At 43.5% G+C, this 22,499-nt stretch carries 20 protein-coding genes; 14 read left to right on the plus strand and 6 right to left on the minus strand.

Annotated elements, in window-relative coordinates; genetic code table 11:
- Positions 1–787: 787 nt before the first annotated feature.
- The 10 genes from M0Q51_05170 to M0Q51_05215 all read left to right on the plus strand — a co-directional run bounded on the left by M0Q51_05170 (position 788) and on the right by M0Q51_05215 (position 11,733).
- Positions 788–1,399 (plus strand): TetR/AcrR family transcriptional regulator, encoded by a 612-nt coding sequence (locus M0Q51_05170; GenBank protein MCK9399369.1) that lies wholly within the window; start codon positions 788–790, stop codon positions 1,397–1,399.
- Complete coding sequence (locus M0Q51_05175) at positions 1,393–2,664, plus strand: TolC family protein (GenBank protein MCK9399370.1); 1,272 nt, start codon at positions 1,393–1,395, stop codon at positions 2,662–2,664. Before M0Q51_05170 ends, M0Q51_05175 begins: the two co-directional genes overlap by 7 nt.
- A gap of 12 nt (positions 2,665–2,676) precedes the next feature.
- Complete coding sequence (locus tag M0Q51_05180; protein ID MCK9399371.1) at positions 2,677–3,564, plus strand: HlyD family efflux transporter periplasmic adaptor subunit; 888 nt, start codon at positions 2,677–2,679, stop codon at positions 3,562–3,564.
- Between the two features lie 38 nt (positions 3,565–3,602).
- Positions 3,603–4,058, plus strand: coding sequence for a DUF2147 domain-containing protein (locus M0Q51_05185; protein MCK9399372.1), 456 nt, complete (start codon positions 3,603–3,605; stop codon positions 4,056–4,058).
- Between the two features lie 18 nt (positions 4,059–4,076).
- Entirely contained in the window at positions 4,077–5,009 is a 933-nt protein-coding gene (locus M0Q51_05190; protein ID MCK9399373.1) for an ABC transporter ATP-binding protein, read from the plus strand.
- 10 nt (positions 5,010–5,019) lie between these two features.
- Positions 5,020–5,778, plus strand: coding sequence for an ABC transporter ATP-binding protein (locus M0Q51_05195; protein MCK9399374.1), 759 nt, complete (start codon positions 5,020–5,022; stop codon positions 5,776–5,778).
- A 39-nt stretch (positions 5,779–5,817) separates the two neighbouring features.
- Entirely contained in the window at positions 5,818–6,918 is a 1,101-nt protein-coding gene (locus tag M0Q51_05200) for an ABC transporter permease (GenBank protein ID MCK9399375.1), read from the plus strand.
- A gap of 2 nt (positions 6,919–6,920) precedes the next feature.
- Positions 6,921–8,030, plus strand: coding sequence for an ABC transporter permease (locus tag M0Q51_05205; GenBank protein ID MCK9399376.1), 1,110 nt, complete (start codon positions 6,921–6,923; stop codon positions 8,028–8,030).
- Between the two features lie 263 nt (positions 8,031–8,293).
- On the plus strand, positions 8,294–10,765 hold the full coding sequence (locus tag M0Q51_05210) for a DUF5723 family protein (GenBank protein ID MCK9399377.1): 2,472 nt from the start codon (positions 8,294–8,296) through the stop codon (positions 10,763–10,765).
- Positions 10,766–11,055: 290 nt separating this feature from the next.
- Positions 11,056–11,733 (plus strand): transglycosylase SLT domain-containing protein, encoded by a 678-nt coding sequence (locus M0Q51_05215; protein ID MCK9399378.1) that lies wholly within the window; start codon positions 11,056–11,058, stop codon positions 11,731–11,733.
- Here M0Q51_05215 and M0Q51_05220 read toward each other — a convergent pair.
- Both M0Q51_05220 and M0Q51_05225 read right to left on the minus strand, forming a co-directional pair.
- Positions 11,730–12,251, minus strand: a complete 522-nt coding sequence (locus M0Q51_05220; GenBank protein MCK9399379.1) for a flavodoxin — start codon at positions 12,249–12,251, stop codon at positions 11,730–11,732. The genes M0Q51_05215 and M0Q51_05220 overlap by 4 nt on opposite strands.
- Positions 12,252–12,303: 52 nt before the next feature.
- Entirely contained in the window at positions 12,304–13,311 is a 1,008-nt protein-coding gene (locus M0Q51_05225; protein ID MCK9399380.1) for an NAD-dependent epimerase/dehydratase family protein, read from the minus strand.
- Between the two features lie 141 nt (positions 13,312–13,452).
- Here M0Q51_05225 and M0Q51_05230 point away from each other — a divergent pair, with 141 nt between their 5' ends.
- Positions 13,453–14,559 carry a VOC family protein gene (locus M0Q51_05230; GenBank protein ID MCK9399381.1) on the plus strand — a complete coding sequence of 369 codons (1,107 nt, stop codon included), beginning with the start codon at positions 13,453–13,455 and terminating at the stop codon, positions 14,557–14,559.
- Here the strand turns inward: M0Q51_05230 and M0Q51_05235 are convergent.
- Both M0Q51_05235 and M0Q51_05240 read right to left on the minus strand, forming a co-directional pair.
- Positions 14,546–15,352, minus strand: a complete 807-nt coding sequence (locus M0Q51_05235) for an SDR family oxidoreductase (GenBank protein MCK9399382.1) — start codon at positions 15,350–15,352, stop codon at positions 14,546–14,548. The genes M0Q51_05230 and M0Q51_05235 overlap by 14 nt on opposite strands.
- Positions 15,339–16,748 (minus strand): 1-acyl-sn-glycerol-3-phosphate acyltransferase, encoded by a 1,410-nt coding sequence (locus tag M0Q51_05240; protein MCK9399383.1) that lies wholly within the window; start codon positions 16,746–16,748, stop codon positions 15,339–15,341. The genes M0Q51_05235 and M0Q51_05240 overlap by 14 nt, the downstream gene beginning before the upstream one ends.
- A 146-nt stretch (positions 16,749–16,894) precedes the next feature.
- On the opposite strand from M0Q51_05240, the gene tyrS reads away from it, so the two are divergent.
- A complete protein-coding gene (tyrS, locus tag M0Q51_05245; GenBank protein MCK9399384.1) occupies positions 16,895–18,172 on the plus strand; it encodes a tyrosine--tRNA ligase in 1,278 nt (425 codons plus the stop codon).
- Positions 18,173–18,250: 78 nt separating this feature from the next.
- Here tyrS and cysS read toward each other — a convergent pair whose 3' ends face one another.
- Entirely contained in the window at positions 18,251–19,753 is a 1,503-nt protein-coding gene (gene cysS, locus M0Q51_05250) for a cysteine--tRNA ligase (protein MCK9399385.1), read from the minus strand.
- Between the two features lie 152 nt (positions 19,754–19,905).
- Between cysS and M0Q51_05255 the strand changes: the two genes are divergently transcribed.
- Entirely contained in the window at positions 19,906–20,316 is a 411-nt protein-coding gene (locus M0Q51_05255) for a GxxExxY protein (GenBank protein MCK9399386.1), read from the plus strand.
- 112 nt (positions 20,317–20,428) lie between these two features.
- Here the strand turns inward: M0Q51_05255 and M0Q51_05260 are convergent, their stop codons facing one another.
- Positions 20,429–20,644, minus strand: a complete 216-nt coding sequence (locus M0Q51_05260) for a type II toxin-antitoxin system HicB family antitoxin (protein MCK9399387.1) — start codon at positions 20,642–20,644, stop codon at positions 20,429–20,431.
- Positions 20,645–21,027: 383 nt separating this feature from the next.
- Between M0Q51_05260 and M0Q51_05265 the strand changes: the two genes are divergently transcribed.
- Complete coding sequence (locus tag M0Q51_05265) at positions 21,028–22,467, plus strand: hypothetical protein (GenBank protein MCK9399388.1); 1,440 nt, start codon at positions 21,028–21,030, stop codon at positions 22,465–22,467.
- Positions 22,468–22,499 lie beyond the last annotated feature (32 nt).

The following is a 22,499-nucleotide window of genomic DNA, read 5'->3' on the forward strand; positions in this document are numbered from 1 at the left end:
CATCTTGTTTTGGAGTTTTGGTTTACAACAAAGCAGATGCTTTTCTCTTTTGTCTTCAGCCTATTAAGCAGGTTTTTACAAACATGTTATTGTTAATTTCATCGTAAAATTTTACCGGAGTATTGAGTTATAAATCCTTATATTAATCAAATTTCTGTTTCACCTGATAACCACGTGTATGTTCAAAGTTATTATAGCCGTTCATACAGTCACTATCTATTTAAATCTATAAATCCGATACTTGGTGTCAAACAGCCAATTAACTCCCCGGATATCCGGCTCTATCCTATTCCCGCTAAAAGCAAAATATCAGTAGAAAATAAAAGTTCTTTAAGAATAAATCAGTTTGTTTTTTATAATCAACTCGGGCAAAAAGTTCTTTACGGTCGTCTGACAGATGATCTCATTGATGTGTCCAAATTAATGCCCGGATTATATATAATTGAACTTGAGCTGGAGAGAACCTCTGTAAGAAAGAAGGTAATAATAGAGTGAATCGACAGTTAACGTTAACGCTGATGTCCAGATTAGATTTCCGCACGTGGGATTACTACAAGGGTTGCGAAGAGATTCCCACTTTCGTGAGAATGACGCTATAAGCCAGGGAAAGAAAGGCGGCGCCCAATAGTTTTTGGGCATAAAACGTCATTCCGAGCGAAGCGAGGAATCTGCCGGCAAAGTAAAAAAATATTTTCACTTTCTTGTCGGAAATGAATTAAAACATTTTATTTTTGTCCGATCGTTTAAACCATTTGGTTAAATTATGTGATTAAATCTTTTAGTCAAAATGAGCCAAAAACATTCTGAAACCGAAATCCTTATCCTCGACGCGGCCAGGAAAGTCTTCCTGGAGAATGGGTTCGACGGGACATCCATGCAGATGATCGCTTCTGAATCCGGGATCAATAAAGCCCTGCTTCACTATTATTACCGTAGCAAAGACAGGCTTTTCGAAGCCGTCTTTGTCGAAGCATTCGCTCATATGGTTCCCAACCTGATGAAGGTTTTCGCATCAGAAGCTGAATTTCCGGATAAGATCAGGGGTTTTGTGAATACTTATATCGGAGCCTTACTGGAATATCCCCAGATTCCACTCTTTATCCTCCACGAGCTTCACCGGAACCCGGGACGTGTCATTGAACTTATCAAATCTACCGGCATTAACCCGGATATCTTTATTAATCTTATAAAAAAGGAAATAAAATCAGGAAATATCGGCGATATCGATCCCAGGCAATTAATAGTCAATTTACTGGCTTTATGCATCTTTCCTTTTGCCGCCCGCCCGATGGTTCAGGGTTTCATTTTTAAGAACGATGCAAAGGCTTATGAGGTCTTCATGGAAAACCGGAAAAAAGAAGTAGCCGATTTCATTATTAAAGCAATAAAACCATGTTAAAAAAAATACTGTTGATCACAGCATGGGTTAGCTATTTTGCCCTTGCTTCAGGACAGGACGGGTCAGTCACACTCGATTACTGCCTAAACCAGGCCTTAGCAAATCATCCACTCTTCGATCAATATGACCTGCTGGCCTCTTCAAGCGGGTTAAAGATCAAAAACTTCAACCGGAATTATCTCCCTGAGATGAATATCAACGGTGATGCGCACTACCAGTCTGATGTAACGGAAATACCCATTTTTAGCCCTGCATTCATTATTGAGCCGCTCGATAAGGATCAGTACAAGATTTCACTTGATGTCAGCGAGCTGATCTATGATGGCGGGTTAACTAAAAGAAATAAAGACGTTGAATACATTGATAACCAGATCAATCAGCAAAATATTGGCATTGATCTTTACCGCCTCAAAGAAAAGGTCATCGGGGTTTATTTCAGTATTATCTCCTTACAGGAAAATCGTGAGCTGCTGAATGTCAACAGGCAAAACCTTAAATCCCGCTTAAAAGAAGTCGAGTCCGGTGTTAAAAACGGTATGGTACTTTCTTCCAATGCCGAAATTCTGAAGGCGGAGTTGCTGAAAATAGACCAAAAGGAAATCGAAATAGAAGCGGGAATTTCTTCAGGATACAAAGTGCTGTCAATCCTGACCGGCGATACGATAATCATTGGGACTCAGCTTCTTTGGGGAAATCCGTCTGTTGAACCTTACTTGCCGGGTCATGACAGGCTGGAATACAACCTTTTCAGCTTGCAGCAACAAAAAGCTGAATCCTTAAAAAAGCTGGCCTCCTCCAGGCTTATGCCCAGGCTGCTGGCTTACGGCCAGGCAGGTTATGGCAAGCCGGGCTTTAATATGCTCCTGAACGAATTTGATGATTATTATATTATCGGCGCTAAACTTAGCTGGAATTTCTGGAACTGGAATAAAACCCGCAATGAGAAATCAATTCTTGACCTGCAAAAGGAAATCCTGGCCAGCAGCCGTGAATCATTTGATCAAAACCTGGCAGTTGACCTCGAGAGAAGGATGGCCGAAATCACAAAGATCGAAACGCTTCTTCCGAAAGATGAAGAAATTTCCAAAATCAGGGCAGGAATTGTTCAGTCATACGCTTCCAGGCTTCAGAATGGCGTTATTACAGCAACCGAGTACATCACGGAACTCAATGCTGAAACAGAAGCCAGGCTTAATCTGAAAATCCACCAGATCCAACTGGTAAGGGCAAAATATGAATATCTCTCAACAGCCGGAAAACTGTAAAATCATTAACTTATGAAAAATACATTTTACCTGATCTTATTGTTAATTCTTTCATTGGCCTGTTCGCGCACCGAAAGGTCAGATGCGTATGGAAATTTTGAAGCCATCGAGGTCATTGTCTCCTCGCAGGCCAACGGCCAGATCCTCAGCCTGAACATAGAAGAAGGCATGGATGTCACGTTGGGCGATACCATCGGGCTGATCGATACGATAGATCTGTCGCTTAAAAAGCGACAGCTTATCAGCCAGGAAGAGGTTCTCCTCGCAAGGTTGAGAAATTTCGATTCCCAGGTCCGTGTACAGGAACAACAACGAAAGAATATCCTGGTCGATAAGGAAAGAGTGGCTAATTTACTTAAAGACGGCGCGGCTACGCAAAAACAAATGGATGACATAACAGGCAGCCTTGACCTTTTGGAACAGCAGATACTTGCCACAGAAGTACAAAAGGAGGCTGTCAGGGCTGAAATGGCAACCCTGGAAACCCAGGTCAGGCAAGTGGAAGAGACCCTGGGCAAATGTTACCTGGTCAGCCCCCTTTCAGGCACAGTGCTGGTGAAGTTTGCCGAAGCCGGTGAAATAACCGGAATGGGCAAACCTATCTGCAAAATGGCCAACCTGGATGAGTTGGAGCTGAAAGTATATATCGGCGGTGACCAGCTTCCCTATCTCAAATTGGGCCAGGCGGTTGAAGTGCTCATCGACAAAAACAAAAAAGACTTTTCCGCATTGCCGGGAACCGTATCCTGGATCAGTTCCAAGGCCGAATTTACCCCAAAGACCATACAAACAAAAAAGGAAAGGGTGAACCTGGTATACGCGGCCAAAGTCAGGGTCCCGAACGATGGCACACTGAAGATCGGTATGCCGGGTGAGATCAACTTTATGAAGGCAAAATAATTCCTCTAACTTTACCCAAATAATTAAAACTGACTATTATGACAAAAAAGCTTATGAAATTAACTGTATTAATTGCGTTGATATTAGCCGTAGTCCCAGCCTTATCACAGAAATACCCTGCCGATCTTATCCTCGGGAAATGGCTCAATGAGGATAAAGATGCGTATGTCGAGATTTATAAGGAGGCAGGCAAATATTTCGGGAAACTTGTCTGGTTGAAAGAACCGAATGATGAAGTGACCGGAAAACCCAAGATAGACGATGATAATCCCGATGTAAACCTGCAGAACAGGCCTGTGCTGGGACTGGTGATCCTGCATGATTTCATCTTCGATGGTGATGAAGAATGGGAAGACGGAACGATCTATGACCCGAAAAACGGCAAAACCTACGACTGTTATATGGAAATTGATGAAGAGGGGACTTTGAAGATACGGGGATATATCGGGATTTCATGGATCGGCAGAACCACATATTGGACATGGGTGAAATAATACCTCCTGGCAGAAATCATGGAACACGCAGTCAACATATCCGGGATCGTTAAAAAATACAATGAGGTAACTGCACTTGACCATATTTCGCTTACTGTGGAAAAGGGTGAGATCTTCGGCTTTATCGGCCCTGACGGAGCCGGAAAGACGACCCTTTTCCGGATTCTGACCACTTTGCTGATTCCGGATGAGGGAGAAGCTTTCGTAGAAGGGTTCCATACCGTGAAAGACTATAAGAAAATCAGGCAGATTGTCGGGTATATGCCCGGCCGGTTCTCCCTTTACCAGGACCTGAGCGTGGAAGAAAACCTGAATTTCTTTGCCAGTATTTTTAAAACCTCCGTCAAAGAAAACTATCATCTGATCAAGGATATTTACCAGCAGATCGAGCCTTTTAAAACTAGGCCGGCAGGGAAGCTTTCCGGCGGGATGAAACAGAAACTGGCCCTGTCATGTGCTTTGATTCATAAGCCGGTCATCTTATTTCTCGATGAGCCCACCACCGGTGTTGATGCCGTTTCGAGGAAAGAATTCTGGGATATGCTGGGTAAACTAAAAGAGGAAGGCATTACGATCCTGGTTTCTACTCCTTACATGGACGAGGCGAGCCGTTGCGACCGCGTTGCACTCATACAGGAGGGGAGAATATTAAGTGTGAATACACCGGTAGGAATAGTAAAATCCTACGAAAATCCGCTACTGGCAGTTAAATCAGAGAACATGTACCAACTATTGTTTGATGTCCTTGAATATCCAGGTACGATCCGGGCATACCGGTCAGGGGAATTCATACATGCTGCCGTAAAGAAAGATGCATGGCAGGAAGAAAGTATCAGAGGTTTTTTTACCGCTAAAGGGCATGAACAATTAGTTGTCAAGGTTATAACACCATCTGTGGAAGATAGTTTTATGGCACTGATGAAAATTTCCCCCACCCCGGGGCCAACCTAATGACCACTTTATGACTATTTCTGACCATCATATAATTGAAGTAGAGAATCTGGTAAAGAAATTCGGCTCATTCGTGGCGAATGACCATTTGAATTTCTTTGTCAGGAAGGGGGAGATTTTCGGCTTCCTGGGTGCCAATGGCGCAGGGAAAACCACGGCAATAAAGATCCTGTGCGGTTTGTGGAAACCAACATCCGGAAAAATAAAGGTTGCTGGTTATGATGTTTATAAGGAAACGGAAAAGATTAAAAGAAACATTGGTTATATGAGCCAGAAATTTTCTCTTTATGACGATATGACCATTGGCGAGAATTTTACTTTCTTCGGCGGGATATATGGCCTAAGCAATAATAAGATCCGTGAAAGGATGACCTATTTTTTGAAGAAACTGGGGATTGAAGATTACAAAGACCGGGTGATCCAATCCCTTCCACTGGGATGGAAACAAAAGCTTGCTTTCTCTATTGCCGTTATGCATGAGCCGGCTATCGTATTCCTCGATGAACCGACAAGTGGTGTTGATCCCGTCACACGCCGCCAGTTCTGGGATATGATTTACGAAGCGGCCCATGAGGGGATTACTGTATTCCTGACCACGCATTATATGGATGAGGCTGAATACTGCGAAAGGGTCTCCATCATGGTCGACGGGCGGATCGAAGCGCTGGATACACCGGCAGCGTTGAAGGAGCAGTATCAGGCTGATTCTATGGAGGATGTTTTTGTGAAGATTGCTAGAGGATCTGCACAGTTGACAGTTGACAGTTGACAGTCAGCAGTCTGAATCTGGAATTTGGAATTTTAAAATATGCGAGGCTTCATTATAAAAGAATTCTACCATATTTTCCGCGACGTCCGGACGATGATCATCCTGTTCGGGATGCCGGTGGCCCAGATACTATTGTTTGGCTTTGCGCTGACCAACGAGATCAAGAATGCCCGGATCGCGGTGCTGGATCATTCCAAAGATGTGGTAACTACCGAAATCATAGCAAAGATCACCTCTTCAGGATATTTCATACTCGAGGAAAACCTTGTCAGTGAAGATCAGATTGAAGACAAGTTCAGGCAGGGGAAAATCAAACAGGTTATCATTTTCGAGGATAATTTTGCTGAAAACCTTGAAAAAGACAAAAAAGCCGGGATCCACATTATCGGTGATGCTTCCGACCCGAATACGGCCAGCCTGCTGGCAAATTATACCCGTGCCATCATTAAGGATTACGAGGCAAATCTGATATTAAACCAGGCTGCCATCCCGGTTCTGATCATTCCCGAACCTAAACTGCTCTTTAATCCGGAACTAAAAAGCGTTTTCATGTTTGTCCCAGGCATTATCACGGTTTTGCTGATGCTGGTCTGTGCCATGATGACTTCAATCTCCATTGCCCGTGAAAAAGAACTGGGAACGATGGAAGTATTGCTCGTATCCCCCTTAAAACCGATCCAGATCATCCTTGGAAAAGTAACTCCCTACGTGGTCCTGTCACTCATCAACGCCGTCACCATTTTGACGCTCGGCTATTTTGTCTTTGGCATGCCGATGAGGGGAAACCTGGCCCTTTTATTGCTGGAAGCTATACTCTTCATTATTATGGCCCTCTCGATGGGGATATTAATTTCCACCATCAGTAAAAACCAGCAGATTGCCCTGATGATCTCCCTGGCCGGGCTGATGCTGCCGACTATCCTGCTTTCAGGATTCATTTTCCCGGTTGAAAATATGCCAATTGTATTGCAGATCATCAGTAACCTGATGCCATCGAAATGGTTCATCATCATCATTAAAGCCATCATGCTTAAAGGGGTCGGCCTGCAATATATCTGGAAGGAAACCATGATCATTATCCTGATGACGGCAGTTTTCATCGGATTAAGTGTCAGAAATTTTAAGATCAGACTAGCATAATTATGCGAACTCTTACTTTTATCATACGAAAAGAATTTATTCAGCTGTTCCGCAACAAGGTCATGGTCAGGATCATCTTTATCCTTCCGCTGATCCAGCTGATTGTCCTGTCGTATACCGCTACTTTTGAGATCAAGGTAATCAGGTTGCATGTGGTCGATTTCGACCGGAGCAAAACTTCCCGCGACCTTATCGGCCATTTTTCAGGATCACCGTTTTATAAGATCGTGGAGTTTTCGAACTCTGACAAGCTGGGTGAGCAGGATATCCTGACCGGTCGCGCGCAGCAGATCATCTCAATCCCTGCAGGTTTTGAAAAAGAACTGAATACCATCGGGCAGGCGAAAGTCCAGATTGTCACCAATGCCATCGATGGCGCTGCCGGCGCACTGATGAATGCTTACACACTGTCTATCATCCAGGATTTCAATATCAACCTGCTGGTCGAATCCTCCGGCCTATCGACTGAGGAGCCGATCCAGGCTACATGGTCATTCTGGTATAATCCCGAACTGAATTACAAAAATTACATGGTTCCGGGGATTCTCGTTTTACTCGTAACAATCATCGGGATGTTTCTCTCTGGCATGAACCTGGTCAGGGAAAAAGAGATTGGCACCATTGAACAGATCAATGTCACACCTATCCGGAAATACCAGTTCATCATCGGCAAGCTCCTCCCCTATTGGATGGTGGCTTTGGTCGAACTCTCCTTTGGCCTGATACTGGCGCGGCTGATATTTGCCATTCCGATACTCGGCAGCGTCTGGCTCATCTTCCTTGTTGCGGCAGTTTATTTGCTGGTCACGCTCGGGCTGAGCTTATTGATATCAACAAAAACGAATACCCAGCAACAGGCCATGTTCCTGTCCTGGTTCTTCCTGGTCATTTTTATCCTGATGAGCGGATTGTTTACCTCTGTCGACAGCATGCCCCAATGGGCCAAAATCATCGACCTGTTAAATCCGATCGCCTATTTTGTCGAAGTTATCCGGATGATCATGCTTAAGGGATCAGGATTTTTGGATATTTCCCGTAATCTTCTTATCCTGGGGGTATATGCAATTCTCGCTCTCACCGTAGCAGTATGGCAATACCGTAAGACAACCTGAGAATGACCCTGCACCAACCTGCTTCAAGAAACTCAAGCACAAAAGACGCATCACACTTGATAATGTGTGAATTATGTAACTCTTTTCTTTAATTGTGTAACGCTTTCCGGAATTAAAGGACTGACCTTTATATTGTGAAAGTTCATTCACACCTATTCCGCGAGTTGCGGGAATTTAAAATTCAAAAAAAATTTGCACATGACAAAAATGATTATTAATTTTATTCAGTCTTAATAAAATAACCCTTTAAACCAAGTATTATTATGAGAAATTTCTACAAACAAAAGTTATTGGTACTGGTTTTCCTGCTTGGCCCGGTTGGTTTTTCACTGGCCCAGGATTTCCTCCCTGCCCTTAGCGACAATTACATGGGCATTAACCAGGTGTTCCTGCAGCCTGCTGCAATTGCCGACAGCCGCTTCAAATTAGATATCAATGTTTTCGGTTTTAATAATGATATCTATAATGATATGATCCGGTTTAAATCTACAGGGGTCTTAAATCCATTCAGCATCCTGACAGATAATAACTGGTGGGAAGACAACTCCTACATGACCAGTCCCAATGGCAAGGATAAAACAGCCTTCGTGTCTCAATCCGTCCTGGGGCCGGGTTTTTTGATTTCCATAGGCCAGAAGCAAGCTTTTGGTTTTACTTCACGTCTCCGCAATATTGTCAATGCGGATGATCTCAGCGAACCCTTGTCCCGTTCCATCTACGAGGATTTTACAGATCCGCTTTACTGGGATAAATGGTACCATGATGAGAATCTGCGCGTCTCTCATCATATGTTCGTCGATTATGGTTTGTCTTATGCTACTGAACTCGTGAATACGGGCGCCAACTTCCTCAAGGCCGGGGTCACGGTTAAGCTGCTCCAGGGTCTGGGGGCCGCCTATGTGCAGAGTGAAGATTTTTACTACTATTTCCATAAACAGGATGAAACTGGAAATGATGCTGATTATATGTCATGGAATTCGCCCTATGCTAATTCGGGCGTGTCTGGTAACTGGGGAGGCTATGACGATAACGGAAAATATAAGTTCTACCTGGATTATAAATTTGCTGCCAAGCCGTCCGTCGGCCTTGACCTCGGGGTAGTCTATGAATTACGCCCGAAATACAAGGATTACCGTTATAATATGGATGGTCAGACGGACCTGGAAATGAAAAACAAAAATAAATATTTGCTGAAAATAGGTGTATCGGTTTTGGATATTGGCAGGCTCAGATATGAAAAAGAGTACAAAAGTACCGATTTCACTGCAGCTTTTTCTCCAAATTACATAAATAATGATACTCTAAATACCCATTGGATGAATATTGAGGAAGTTCATTTCGGTTTTCCACCTTATGTGAACTTTGCCGATACGGTAAACGAAAGGATAAATAACGAACAGGGAATGGAAAAAGGAAGCAAGAATGAAGATATATTCACTGTAAAGCTGCCCACTGCATTAAGTTTGCAGGTCGATGTGAAAATCGTAAGCGGATTATATGTTAACCTGACTACTTTCACCGGGTTAAACCAGGGCTATTCCAAAGTCAACAATTCCCATTACATGTCGAATTACAGCATTACTCCCCGTTTCGAATCTAAGTGGTTCACCGTATCGGTGCCTCTTCAGTACAATCAGTTCCAGAAATTCAATGTGGGGCTGGGAGTCAGGGCTGCCTTCGTCTATTTCGGTATTAACAATATATTCTCCGGCTTGTTTAGTGATCCCTACGGATCAAGCATATACCTGGGTGTTAAAATACCCTTCTTCCAGGGTAAGCCGCCTGCCGACAGGGACAATGACGGGGTTTCCGATAAAAAAGACAAATGTCCGACTACCCCGGGCCTGTGGGAATTTTATGGTTGCCCAGACCGTGATGGCGACGGTGTGGCAGATAGTGAAGATGCCTGCCCGGATATTCCAGGCCTGAAGGAATTCCTGGGCTGCCCGGATACAGACGGGGATGGAGTATCTGATTTAGACGACAAGTGCCCGAATGTGCCCGGTCCCAAAATAACGAATGGATGTCCCGACAGGGATAACGATGGAGTAGTAGACGACCAGGATGAATGTCCGGATGCCGCTGGTCCGGTAGAGCTCGTTGGTTGTCCCGATAGCGATGGCGATGGTGTGCCGGATATTAAAGACAATTGCCCTGACCTTTCCGGCCTGGTTGAATACGCTGGCTGCCCATTCCTCGATACCGACGGTGATGGAGTGAAAGATGCCGATGACATGTGCCCGGATAAGAAAGGCCCGCCCGAAAATAACGGCTGCCCCTATTCAGATTCTGATGGTGACGGAGTGGTAGATAAAGAAGACCGCTGCCCACTGACACCAGGTGATCCGACTAATTTCGGCTGCCCAGTTATAAAGGCTGAAGAAGCAGCGGTTCTGAAAACTGCTTTTGAAAACCTCGAATTTGAAACCGCTAAAGCAGTGATCCGCTCCTCTTCCTTTGCTTCAATGGATGAGTTGGCTGCCCTGCTCATCAGCAAACCAACCTGGAAGCTGAAAATCTCAGGACATACTGATAATGTCGGAAGTGACGAATATAACATGAACCTGTCGAAAAACCGTGCCCAGGCTACCGCCAAATACCTCCAGGGTAAAAGGGTTCCACCTAGTCAGCTTCTCCCTGAATGGTTCGGTGAAACCAAGCCGATCACCGACAACGATACCCCTGAAGGCCGCCAGACGAACAGAAGGGTTGAAATGCAGGTGGTATTTGATTAACGTTTTTTAACATTCTGATATTCATAAGATTCCATCCGGTTGTCCGCCGGATGGAATTTTTACGTACCTTTGCCGCGTTAAACTATAAACATTAACATGCTGAGTAGTTAATAGCCTGATTATTAAATGGTACGCTATTTTAATTATAACAGGGCTTTTGTTGAACGAAAACAGATTTGATGAATTTATCTCAAAAAATAAGCATCTCTTTTAAATTTTTTTCAATTTTTCTCCTGCTTTTATTTCCACTTTTCTTATTAACCTCTTGTCTGACCAATCACCAGGAAAAAATGAACCAGATCCTGTCCGGTGATGACATACCCCGGCGTTTCAGGATCAGTGAAATACAGCAAAGAGGCAAGCTAATTGCGATAACTGATTACAGTCCAACGGATTATATGGCCAAAAGCGAGGTTGTCTCCTTCAACGGGAAGAAAATCTCGCAGTACGATGATATCATTCGAAATATTTCCAAACAGTATGACCTTGACTGGCGGCTTGTTGCGTCGCTCATTTACCAGGAATCACAGTTCCATTCTGATAGCAGGTCCTGGTCCGGGGCTTTCGGTCTGATGCAGATGATGCCCTCCACCGCAACCTTGTTCGGTATCGACAGCACCGCTTCTGAATTTGAACAGCTTGAGGCTGGTATCAAATATCTTAGAATCCTCGACCGGGAACTTCCCAAAGAGATCACCAATCCTGAAGAGCGGATAAAATTTATCCTGGCTTCCTATAATTTAGGTATAGCCCATGTTTTTGATGCCCGCAGGCTCGCCGGAAAGAATGGCAAAGATCCTAATGTCTGGACAGAAAATGTTGATTATTATGTCCTGAATAAATCAAACCCGCTTTTTTATCGCGATTCGGTCGTGCGCTACGGGTATGCGAATGGTGAAGAGGCTTATAATTTCGTTTTGGAAGTGCTCGACCGCTTTGAGCATTATAAGAATACTATCGCCGATTAAATTCCGAATTCTTTACGGATCTGGGCGACCCATTTTTCGATACGCCCGTTAGTAAGTTCGTCCTGCTGGTCAAAATCAAGCGCCAGGCCGTAGAACTTGCCGTTTTCAACCGATTCGGACTCCTGGAAGTCATAGCCTTCAATGGGCCACAATCCCTTCAGAACAGCGCCGTGCTTTTCAAATAATTCCTTGAGGAAAGCCATGCCATCGACAAAGTTATTCGGGTAAAGCACCTGGTTTCCCAGGCCGAATAACGCGAAAGTTTTTCCTTTGAGCTCCGCCTTGTCAAGTTTGTCAAAAAAAGCATTCCATCTCGTTTTATGCGCGTTTTCCCAATTGTCAGCCCCTGTCGTCGAGCCACCGATAATAAAAGCATCATACATGGCAAATTCAGCCGTGTTGATCTCTGTGATCGTGAATATGTCGATGACATCTTTCTCAAACCTCGAATAAATCTTTTGAGCGGCTGTCTCGGTGTTGCCTTTTTTAGGCCAGTAAATCAAAGCAATCTTCTTCATTCTAAAAGCGTTTTAAGGAGGACAAAGTTAGTTTTAAATTCAATTTAACAATTTAGCCATTCATAAAAATCCCGCAAAAATGCCGCACCGTCTCTTCTATCGGTGTGAACTCAAATCCAAGCTCTTTTTTTATCTTTTCGTTCGAATATTCATACTGCTGCACGGCGGTATGAGCCGTTTCTTTGGTAATCAAAGGTTTAACGCCGGTTACCATCGACCTTAATTTTTCAACCCTCCATGCGAAACCTAACAACATCGGGCTTACCTTCAGGTGTGGCGCAGGTTTGCCCATTGCTGCCGCAATGAGATCAAACAACCTTTTATATTCAATATTATCCACACTGAGTATAAAACGCTCATTGCGGATATCGCTGTTCATCAGTAAAATCATGGCCCTTACGACATCGCGTACATCTACAAAACCGTTTATGCCCGGGGGATAAAACTTCAGGCCTTCCCAAATCGAATTGAATATCCTTGAGCTACCCATGCTTGCCCCTGCAACGCCGAGGATAATGCTTGGATTGACGATCACCGCATCGAGCCCTTCGGCAGTTCCTCGCCAGACTTCCCTTTCTGCGCCATATTTGCTGATGGCATATATGGAATTGTTCCTTGATGTCTTCCAGACCAGGTTCTCATCGATCAGGTCGGCCTGGTTTTCAGGCCGGCCAAGTGCAGCAATGGATGAAACATGGCATAGCTTCCGGATTTTCTTCTCCAGCGCGGCATTCACAATGTTTGCAGTGCCCTCTGTATTGATCCGCAGAAGTCTCTTGCGATCTTCCGGAAGAAACGATACGATGGCAGCGCAATGATAAACTTCTTCCACCCCTTCCATGGACTCTTCCAGTGAGAAGATGTCCATGATGTCGGCTTCCACCCATTCGATCTGTGAAAATTCTTTTTCAGGCTCCGGGGTATAAAGATCAAACACCTTGCGGATCATTCCCAGATCGCTGGAAGGTCTTTTTATTGCACGGACTCGCTTACCCTCCCTGACAAGCGCCTGAATCAAATGTGAACCTACCAGTCCCGTTCCACCTGTGACTAAGATCATGCGACAAATTTAGGAAAAAACTCTCCCCCTTATATTCCATCCCGATTTTCAAAGAGAAGGGGCCTCGGGTTTGGCAATTAAAATACTATTCAAATCGAACAGCAAATAAAAATTATTAATTTCACACCAAAATATTTTATTATGATGTTAAAAGAAAAGATAATCAGCGGAATACAGCAGATCGGCATCGGGGTTACCAATGTTCATGAGGCCTGGAACTGGTATCGTGAACATTTTGGAATGGACATAAAGATTTTTGAGGATGCTGCTGTTGCTGAGCTTATGTTTTCTTATACCGGTGGTAAACCCAGGAAGCGTCATGCTGCACTCACTATGAATCTTCAGAGTGGAGGTGGATTCGAGATTTGGCAGTATGTGGATAGAATTCCCGATGGCCCCGCGAACGAAATTCAAGCGGGTGACCTGGGAATCTATATTACTAAAATCAAAGCCCGTAATGTAAGGGATGCATACGAAACTTTTCAGAAGAAAAACCTGAATCTGAATGGAATATCGGTTGGACCCGACGGTAAAGAGTATTTCTTTGTGAAGGATCCTTACAATAATCTTTTCCAGGTTGTTGAAGGACACTCCTGGTTCATAATGGAACACGGGAAATCTACCGGTGCTGCTTTCGGCGCTATCATAGGAGTGTCGAACATTGAAAATGCCCGTAAAGTTTATTCCGGAATTCTTGGTTACGACACGGTTGTTTACGATAAAGAAGGCGTTTTCGAAGACCTGAAATGTCTGCCCGGGGGCGACAAAATCTTGCGGAGGGTATTACTCATGCATAGCAAGCCGCGGCTTGGCTCCTTTTCAAGATTACTGGGGCCCAGTGTCATGGAACTTATCCAGGTAATGGATCGCGAGCCCGAACAGATTTTTAAAAACCGCTTCTGGGGCGACCTGGGTTTTATCCACTTATGTTATGATATCAAGGGAATGGATGCCCTCAGAATTGAATGTAAGAGCAAGGGTTTTGCTTTTAAGGTCGACAGTACTCACACTCTTAAAACCGAAACTTTTGATATGGGTGAGGCAGCAGGACACTTTGCATACATCGAAGATCCTGACGGCACACTGATCGAGTTCGTGGAAACCGATAAAATTCCTATCATGAAAAAGCTGGGCTGGTACCTCGACCTGCGTAAACGCGATCCCCGCAAACCCCTTCCCAACTGGATATTAAAGACGCTTAAATTCAGCAGGGTGAAGAAGAAGGATCTAATTTTCAAATCCTTTTAACTTTCCTCGCCAGCCTGTATGCCAGGCATGGTAAAAATCTTTTAATATACACCATCAAAAGCTCCTTGCCTCCGGAGTATACGTCTCTTTTGTTTTTACGGATACCGTTTATGATATCCATCGCGCAGCTTTCGGCCGGTATCCCATATTGCTGTCCGGGATCCATGATTTTCTGAGGCTTACCATCAGGACCCAGAGCACCAAGGGAGATATTGGTGCTTACCCGCCCCGGACAAATTATAGTGGTGCGGATGCCCTGATCGGAATATTCGGCCCTGAGTGACTCATAAAAGCCATACATAGCGTGCTTGGAGGCTGAATAGGCCGAACGGAGCGGAAAACCAAACTTGCCCGTAACGCTGCTCACTGCAACTATATGTCCGAAACCTCTGGCAAGCATCGATGGCATTACACTTTTGGTAAGTATTACTCCCGAAAAATAGTTGATCTCCATAATCTTCCGGTCGGTTTCCACACTGGTCTCCATTATCCTCGACCTCTGTGAGATTCCGCCATTGTTTATCAGTATATCTATTCGTCCGAAAACCTTTTGTGCTTCTTTTGCTTTTTCTTCGAGGGAGGTGGGATCGCCGAGGTTCAGCGGAAGAACGTAAACATCTTCGGGCCTCAGATTGAGTCCGGCTTTGACCCTCTCCAGCTCCTCCCTGCGTCTGCTGGATAAAATCAAATGCGTGTTCCATGCGGAAAGCTTGATGGCAAGCGCTTCTCCGATGCCGCTGGAAGCTCCCGTGATCCAGATTACTTTTCCATCGAAAAATTTATGATTTTTCATGCCAACCTCTTTCTTCTTTAGGGATAATCGATCCCATGAATTGATCGCTAACGCTGTTCATGGTAGATATTATTTTTTCATGTAGTTCCATCAGCCGTTTGATGCGCTTATCCCCTTTCCTCTTCAATAACCTGAAACGGACGGCTGCAAATAGTTTCTTGATGGAAAAGCTGTAAAAAAGCGCAGTATAACCGCTGACCAGCATTCCCGCCATTACGGCCCATGAAATCCAGCCGGGATTTGTAAATATTCCTGCCAGGACGCCAGCAACAGTATAATAAAAGAAAAAAAACAGCAATGCCACCACGTACCTAAAGGAACTTACGAACTGCGGGTCTTTTACATTTTTGATCATCCTCCGGGGAATGGTATATGGGATGATATTGGCAATCCAACCCACGATAAAAATGGGTGAAGTAACGATCAGCAACAATGCCTGAAGCAGGATTCTCAGTACCGAAAATCCTTTCCGGTCGATGACCCAGTCGCGCAGATTCAATTCCTCCAGTCCGGCCATATATTCAGCAACCTTCTTTGAAAGCTGAACCATCTTTTCAGGATTCGTTTTAAAGCTCATATCAATCAGGCTGATCATTTGCTTATCGGCCTGGAAGCGTTTGTACAGACTGTTACCCCGGATTCCGGCATAGTCACGCATACGGCTGTTATAAATACCACGTAAATCCTGGTACATGTCGTAATGCTCAGTGTTGCCAATATGTACAATGATCTTTTTAAGTTCATCTGATAGCCTGTCTTTGATGGCGTTGATGGCCCGGGGTTGGTTCTCACGGTAGGCTTCCATAAATTCAGACACATTGATGGGATTACCATAAATCACGAGCAGGTCCTGCTGAATTTTCTGATAATGCTCGAAATCAATTCCCACGGGAACGATCTTCACACCGTTCATATCACCGAATTTCTCTTGTGCCCGGAAAGCAATCCGAAAGGTGCCTTTTACCAAGGGCCTCAGCCTGCGATGATGACCATGGTCCCCTTCAGGCATCAGACAGATGCTGTGACAGTCCCTCAGGATATCGATACATATATTAAAGATATCGTCGTTTTTGGAAAGCTCCTCAGCACCGTCGCGCTTGCGATACACGGGAATAATTTTCAGGAAATTAAGGATTTTTTCCTGGGTCTTTTTCTTAAAAATATCGGCCCGCGCCATAAAAACAGGATTGAGCCTGGCGGTATTGAGAACGATAAGCGCATCCATCAGTGCATTCTGGTGGTTAGGTGTAAATATTATCGGACTCCCATACGGAATATTCTTTCTTCCTATTACCTCTATTTTCTTATAATACAGATGGAATACCAGCAACTGGTAAAGTTTCAGAAGATTATAAAAAATATTAAACTTGTGGATTTTCGTGCCGTTCTTGCTCATTGTTTCTTTTGAGAGTTTTTTGCCCGAGTTTTACGGAGTGAAAATAAGATAAATTTATGAATTTCCATGACCCCCCTCTCTTTGAAAAGAGAGAGGGCCTGGGAGTGAGTTCCTGTTTTTTCTACCTTTGCCTAAAATAAATGATTATGAACTTCATCGAAGAACTGCGCTGGCGCGGGATGATCCAGGATATGACGCCTGAAATTGAGGATCTTTTCAAAAGCGGAGAAATGGTGGTCGCTTACGTCGGCATCGACCCAACAGCCGATTCATTGCACATCGGCCACCTGGTGGGGATCATGATGCTGAAGCACCTGCAACTGTCCGGGCATAAGCCGCTGGCATTAGTCGGCGGAGCAACCGGCATGATCGGCGACCCGTCTGGTAAATCGGAGGAACGTAACCTGATCAGCGAGGAGACCATCAGGCATAACCAGGATTGTATTAAGAAACAACTCGGGAAACTACTTGATTTCAGCGATGCAAAAAATTCCGCAGAATTAGTGAATAATTACGACTGGATGAAAGAATTCACTTTCCTCGGCTTCGTACGTGACATCGGTAAGCATATCACCGTTAATTACATGATGGCTAAGGATTCCGTGAAGAAAAGACTGGAAACTGGCCTTTCGTTCACCGAGTTTTCTTACCAGCTGGTGCAGGGGTACGATTTTCTTTATCTTAATGAAAACAAAAACTGCAAGTTGCAGATGGGTGGTTCCGACCAATGGGGAAATATAATCACAGGCACCGAACTTATTCGCCGTAAAACCGGCGGGGATGCTTTTGCCCTTACCTGCCCGCTGATCACCAAGGTCGATGGCGGCAAGTTCGGGAAAACTGAAGAAGGCAACGTCTGGCTCGATCCGGCCAGGACCTCTCCTTATAAATTCTACCAGTTCTGGCTGAATACTTCAGATGAGGATGCGGAAAAGTATATCAAAATATTCACCCTGTTTTCAAAAGAAGAAGTGGATGAAATGATCTCCCGGCACCGCAAGGCACCGCATTTACGGGAATTGCAGAAGGCTTTGGCAATGGACCTTACCGTCAGGGTGCATTCGCAAGCCGATTACCAGTCTTCGCTTGATGCTTCTGCCATTCTATTCGGAGCAGGTACGACAGAAACACTGAAAAATTTTTCTGAGGATCTGTTCCTGTCCGTGTTTGAAGGGGTGCCCCAAAGCGATATTTCAAGGGAAAAACTCCGGCAGGGTATCCAGGTCCTGGAATTCCTGGCTGACCTGACAGGCATCTTTCCTTCCCGTGGCGAAGCGCGGAGGACCATTAAGGAAAATGCTCTTTCAATCAATAAAGAGAAAATCGGGGAAGATAAAGTTATTGGCGTAAAAGACTTATTGAACGGCAAGTTTATCCTGGTTCAAAAAGGGAAGAAAAACTATTTCCTGGTTGTGGTTAGTTAGTTATTCACCACAGAATACGCAGATTTACGCAGATTAAACACAGATAAAGTCCCGAACTTAAACCTCAACACTTAAACCTTAAACCTCTTCTGTCGTTTCCCAGCTTGCGCCTTCTTTCCCATCCTTAATCTGAATATTGATCTTCAGCAGCTTATCCCTGATCTGATCAGATGTAGAAAAGTCTTTCTTTGCCCTCGCATCCTGGCGGATTTCAATAATGGTATCCATCAGCCCGCTGATCAGCTCATCTTTCCATCCTGATTGCTCTTCCGGCACCAGGCCTAAAATATCAACGATAAATTCCCGGTAGGTCTGTCGAAGCAATGCCAGGTCTTCCCCTGACAACTTCTCTTTTCCTTCTTTGACCAGGTTGATAATCCTGACAGCATCAAATAACTGCGCGATCAGCACCGGGCTGTTGAAATCGTCGTTCATCGCATCATAGCAGGACTTAATGAAAGACTCGACTACTGGCGAAGTAGTTCGCGGTTCCCGGTTCCCGGTTCCCGGTTCCTCAATCTCTGGTTTCTGACCGCCGACCGCTGACATTAATCTCTTCAGTCCCTTCTCCGACGCCTGCAGCGCTTCGTTCGAAAAATCGAGCGTACCACGGTAGTGCGCCTGTAGGATGAAGAAACGGATCGTCATCGGGCTGTATGCCTTATTAAGCAGGGGGTTATTTCCGCTAAAGAACGCTTCCAGGGAAAGGGCATTCCCAAGCGATTTGCCCATTTTCTGCCCGTTAATGGTGATCATGTTGTTGTGCATCCAGTAACGGACCGGCATTTTGTTGTTTGCGGCCATGGATTGAGCGATTTCCGACTCATGATGCGGAAAGAGCAGGTCCATACCACCTCCGTGTATATCGAATTGCTCGCCCAGGTATTTGGTTCCCATTGCGGAACATTCGAGATGCCATCCCGGGTAGCCTTCGCTCCAGGGCGACGGCCAGTGCATGATATGGTCCGGCGTCGCTTTCTTCCATAAAGCAAAATCGAAACTGCTCTTTTTTTCTTCCTGTCCTTCCAGTTCACGGGTAAAAGCAAGCAATTCATCCACTTTCCGGCCGGAAAGCACCCCGTATGGGTATTTCTTGTTATACTTTTCTATGTCGAAATAAATAGAACCGTTCCGCTCGTAAGCGAATCCTGCGCTGAGGATTTTCCGAACCATTTCAATTTGTTCGATGATATGTCCGGAAGCATGCGGCTCAATACTGGGATTTAAGACATTAAGTTTCGCCATGGCCTCATGGTAGCGGTTAGTATAATATTGTACCACTTCCATGGGTTCAAGCTGCTCGATCCTCGCTTTTTTGCCGATTTTATCATCCCCAGCATCGGCATCCCCTTCAAGATGTCCAACATCAGTAATATTGCGCACATAGCGAACCTTATACCCGATATGTTGCAGGTAGCGGAAAACCAGGTCAAAGGTTATGGCCGGACGGGCATGTCCCAGGTGCGGATCACCATAAACCGTCGGCCCGCAGACATACATGCCGGCATGAAGGGGTGAAAGTGGCTCAAAAAGTTCCTTCTTCCTTGAAAGGCTGTTGTAAATGAAGAGTTGATGTTGCATGACAGACTTGATCTTATGGCAAAAGTAAGCAATCTCTGCATTTTTTTTAACAGGGGCGGGTATATTTGGGGGAATTGTGTAATTAACAGATATTGTGCTTATGGCTTTATTTAACCACTGAGGCACTTAGAACACTTAGAAACACTTAGGAAATGATGACACAGAAATACATTAACGAAATTGCCTACAAAATGGTAGGTTGTGCTATTGAAGTGCACAAAAATCTGGGTCCGGGACTATTAGAATCTGTCTATCAAACATGTCTGATCGAAGAATTATTAGATTCCGGTTTGACTGTTCGATCTCAGGTATATGTACCCATAAAATATAAAGGAAAAGTTTTAGGTGGAACCTTAAAACTTGATCTCTTGGTCAATGATCTGATTATTATTGAATTAAAAGCTGTTGATGCGATGATACCGTTATATAAAGCACAACTTTTATCTTATCTGAAACTCACAGGTAAACCTAAAGGTTTATTAATCAACTTTAATTGTGAAAATATCGTAGCACAAATGATTCCCTTGGTTACAGAAGAATTTTCCAAACAAGCTAAATCTTAGTGCCCTTAAGTGTTCTAAGTGCCTTAGTGGTTAATGATGTGGCGTATTAAAATAACGATGGTAACTTGAAGTAAGTTGGTAGGTTATAATAAAATGAGGCTTAATGGAAGCTTTAAACTTTCACATACAAGGTCCCAGCTTCTGATCTACTCTTTGGAATGGAAAGATTTTCCAGTTTTAAACCTTCCAGGTGAAACCGGATTGCTTCATAAATATTATTTTCCGCAATGTTTTTCGTTTTACCGGTAGCTATACAACTAGGTAAATCTGGGACATAGACACTATAACCAGTCTCGGTTTTTTCAAAAATTACAATATACTTTTTCATTCCTGCATATCCTTTAATCCTGCTTGACTAAAAACCAACCGTCTTCCTCAATGGTTTGTATCAATACCTTCGCCTTCATTTAATCCGAATTAAGACAAAATTACAACAAAACCAGATCAGTTATGAATAATCCGCGGTCATCGGCTGCATTTGCGTTTATCCGCGTTCTATTAATGGCACACGGATTTGCATAAATACTATGGTTTATTAAAGATATTTGGATGATTATCAAAAAATTTCTAAAAGATGCTACATTTGTTTATATGAAAAATAAGTCGAGATAATTTATCCGAACTGAAATGAAGTACTTTAATATTTTATCGAAAATAATAGTCTTAATAGTTTCAACATTAGTACCATTATTGACTTATACACAACCATCTATGGAACTCATCTTTAATTCCCGAAACCATGATGAAGTATGCGGACCCATAGCTTGTACCCCGGAAGGTGAAATATTTTTTATTCTTTGGAAGGCAGAAAAGCCCAACTGGACATTTAATAATGGTAGCTCTAATTTATACAAGATAACCAATGACGGTGATACTTTGTGTTGGAATTATCAAAAACCGGATACTATGTTATACTACCTGGCTTTGCTTTATGATAATACAGGAAACCTGGTTATTGGTGGTGATGCCTGGAGCCTGGACACCGCTGGTAATAAAACCAGTAAGTTTCAATGGTTCTGCAAATTAACAACTGATTTTGAAATTATTTGGGAAAAGGTATATAGAATTCAGACAACCGGTACATATAACCAAAACTTAAGTATTTTGGTTGATTTACCGAATAACCATTACCTATATGCAAATTCTATCATACCTGATACAAGTTATACAAACTATACCTATCTTTTTAAATTAGATTCGGATGGTGACAGCATTCTTTTCTTTCATAATAATGATGAATTAAAAAATTCTACATTAACCTCAATTACACTTTCTTCTGATTCATCTTCTATTGGCTTACACCTTTTTGGTGGATATACACCTCCGGATCATTCTAGTTGTAAGTATTTTGAATATGATACTCTATTTCAATTGCTACTAAATCAATGGTATACTTATCCTGATTTTGGTGAACCATACAGTACATTGAATTATTCCGCAAGTGGATACATCTCTTGTGGTACTTATTGGCCATACGAAAGAGGTTCCTATCCGGAAAGATTTATCAGGGTAATGAAAATGGATGAAGACCTAACTGTCGACGATTATATAGACCTGACCTACCCCGATCCTGAAAAACCTACTTATGCGGCGTGGAAACAGTGCATAGATTTTATCAATCCTGAAAGGATCTTTGTAGGTGGTATGGAAGATAAGGGTTCTACACTTTGGAATACAAACCCAAGCTGGGTCTACGTGGCCTGCCTGAATAATAATTTTGATTTAATATATGAAGAGTATATAGGTGGCGATGCCTTATACGCAACTTTTTATATCAAAGCCACTTATGACGGAGGAGTAATTTTAACAGGCAGTATATACAATGATTCCATTCAGGATTATGAACGAGATGGATTTCTGATGAAATTCGATTCTGCCATGTTTGTTGATATACGTGAAAACCAGGAGGTAAATTTATTAAGAAAAATACGGGTGTTTCCAAATCCGGGTAGTGGTGTAATTAGTGTTAATGCAGAAATGCCTGTCAGTTCTTTTGAGATGTATAATCCTCTGGGATTCAATGTCTATTCAGTTCAAAATCCCGGGCAGATATTTGATATTAAAACATCTTATTTGAAGAACTCATTTTATTGTTATGTTGTTAAATTTGAGAATTCCCGGATCGTCACCGGAATTTGGATTAAAAATTGATAGCATCAAACTTCCAATTATATTTAAATAAG

The sequence above is a fragment of the Bacteroidales bacterium genome, assembly GCA_023229505.1.
Lineage (GTDB): Bacteria > Bacteroidota > Bacteroidia > Bacteroidales > JAGOPY01 > JAGOPY01.

Coding starts and splice junctions, on each gene's coding strand:
- M0Q51_05170 (MCK9399369.1), top strand. CDS start 788: ATGAGCCAAAAACATTCTGAAACCGAAATCCTTATCCTCGACGCGGCC.
- M0Q51_05175 (MCK9399370.1), top strand. CDS start 1,393: ATGTTAAAAAAAATACTGTTGATCACAGCATGGGTTAGCTATTTTGCC.
- M0Q51_05180 (MCK9399371.1), top strand. CDS start 2,677: ATGAAAAATACATTTTACCTGATCTTATTGTTAATTCTTTCATTGGCC.
- M0Q51_05185 (MCK9399372.1), top strand. CDS start 3,603: ATGACAAAAAAGCTTATGAAATTAACTGTATTAATTGCGTTGATATTA.
- M0Q51_05190 (MCK9399373.1), top strand. CDS start 4,077: ATGGAACACGCAGTCAACATATCCGGGATCGTTAAAAAATACAATGAG.
- M0Q51_05195 (MCK9399374.1), top strand. CDS start 5,020: ATGACTATTTCTGACCATCATATAATTGAAGTAGAGAATCTGGTAAAG.
- M0Q51_05200 (MCK9399375.1), top strand. CDS start 5,818: ATGCGAGGCTTCATTATAAAAGAATTCTACCATATTTTCCGCGACGTC.
- M0Q51_05205 (MCK9399376.1), top strand. CDS start 6,921: ATGCGAACTCTTACTTTTATCATACGAAAAGAATTTATTCAGCTGTTC.
- M0Q51_05210 (MCK9399377.1), top strand. CDS start 8,294: ATGAGAAATTTCTACAAACAAAAGTTATTGGTACTGGTTTTCCTGCTT.
- M0Q51_05215 (MCK9399378.1), top strand. CDS start 11,056: ATGAACCAGATCCTGTCCGGTGATGACATACCCCGGCGTTTCAGGATC.
- M0Q51_05220 (MCK9399379.1), bottom strand. CDS start 12,251: ATGAAGAAGATTGCTTTGATTTACTGGCCTAAAAAAGGCAACACCGAG.
- M0Q51_05225 (MCK9399380.1), bottom strand. CDS start 13,311: ATGATCTTAGTCACAGGTGGAACGGGACTGGTAGGTTCACATTTGATT.
- M0Q51_05230 (MCK9399381.1), top strand. CDS start 13,453: ATGATGTTAAAAGAAAAGATAATCAGCGGAATACAGCAGATCGGCATC.
- M0Q51_05235 (MCK9399382.1), bottom strand. CDS start 15,352: ATGAAAAATCATAAATTTTTCGATGGAAAAGTAATCTGGATCACGGGA.
- M0Q51_05240 (MCK9399383.1), bottom strand. CDS start 16,748: ATGAGCAAGAACGGCACGAAAATCCACAAGTTTAATATTTTTTATAAT.
- tyrS (MCK9399384.1), top strand. CDS start 16,895: ATGAACTTCATCGAAGAACTGCGCTGGCGCGGGATGATCCAGGATATG.
- cysS (MCK9399385.1), bottom strand. CDS start 19,753: ATGCAACATCAACTCTTCATTTACAACAGCCTTTCAAGGAAGAAGGAA.
- M0Q51_05255 (MCK9399386.1), top strand. CDS start 19,906: ATGATGACACAGAAATACATTAACGAAATTGCCTACAAAATGGTAGGT.
- M0Q51_05260 (MCK9399387.1), bottom strand. CDS start 20,644: ATGAAAAAGTATATTGTAATTTTTGAAAAAACCGAGACTGGTTATAGT.
- M0Q51_05265 (MCK9399388.1), top strand. CDS start 21,028: ATGGAACTCATCTTTAATTCCCGAAACCATGATGAAGTATGCGGACCC.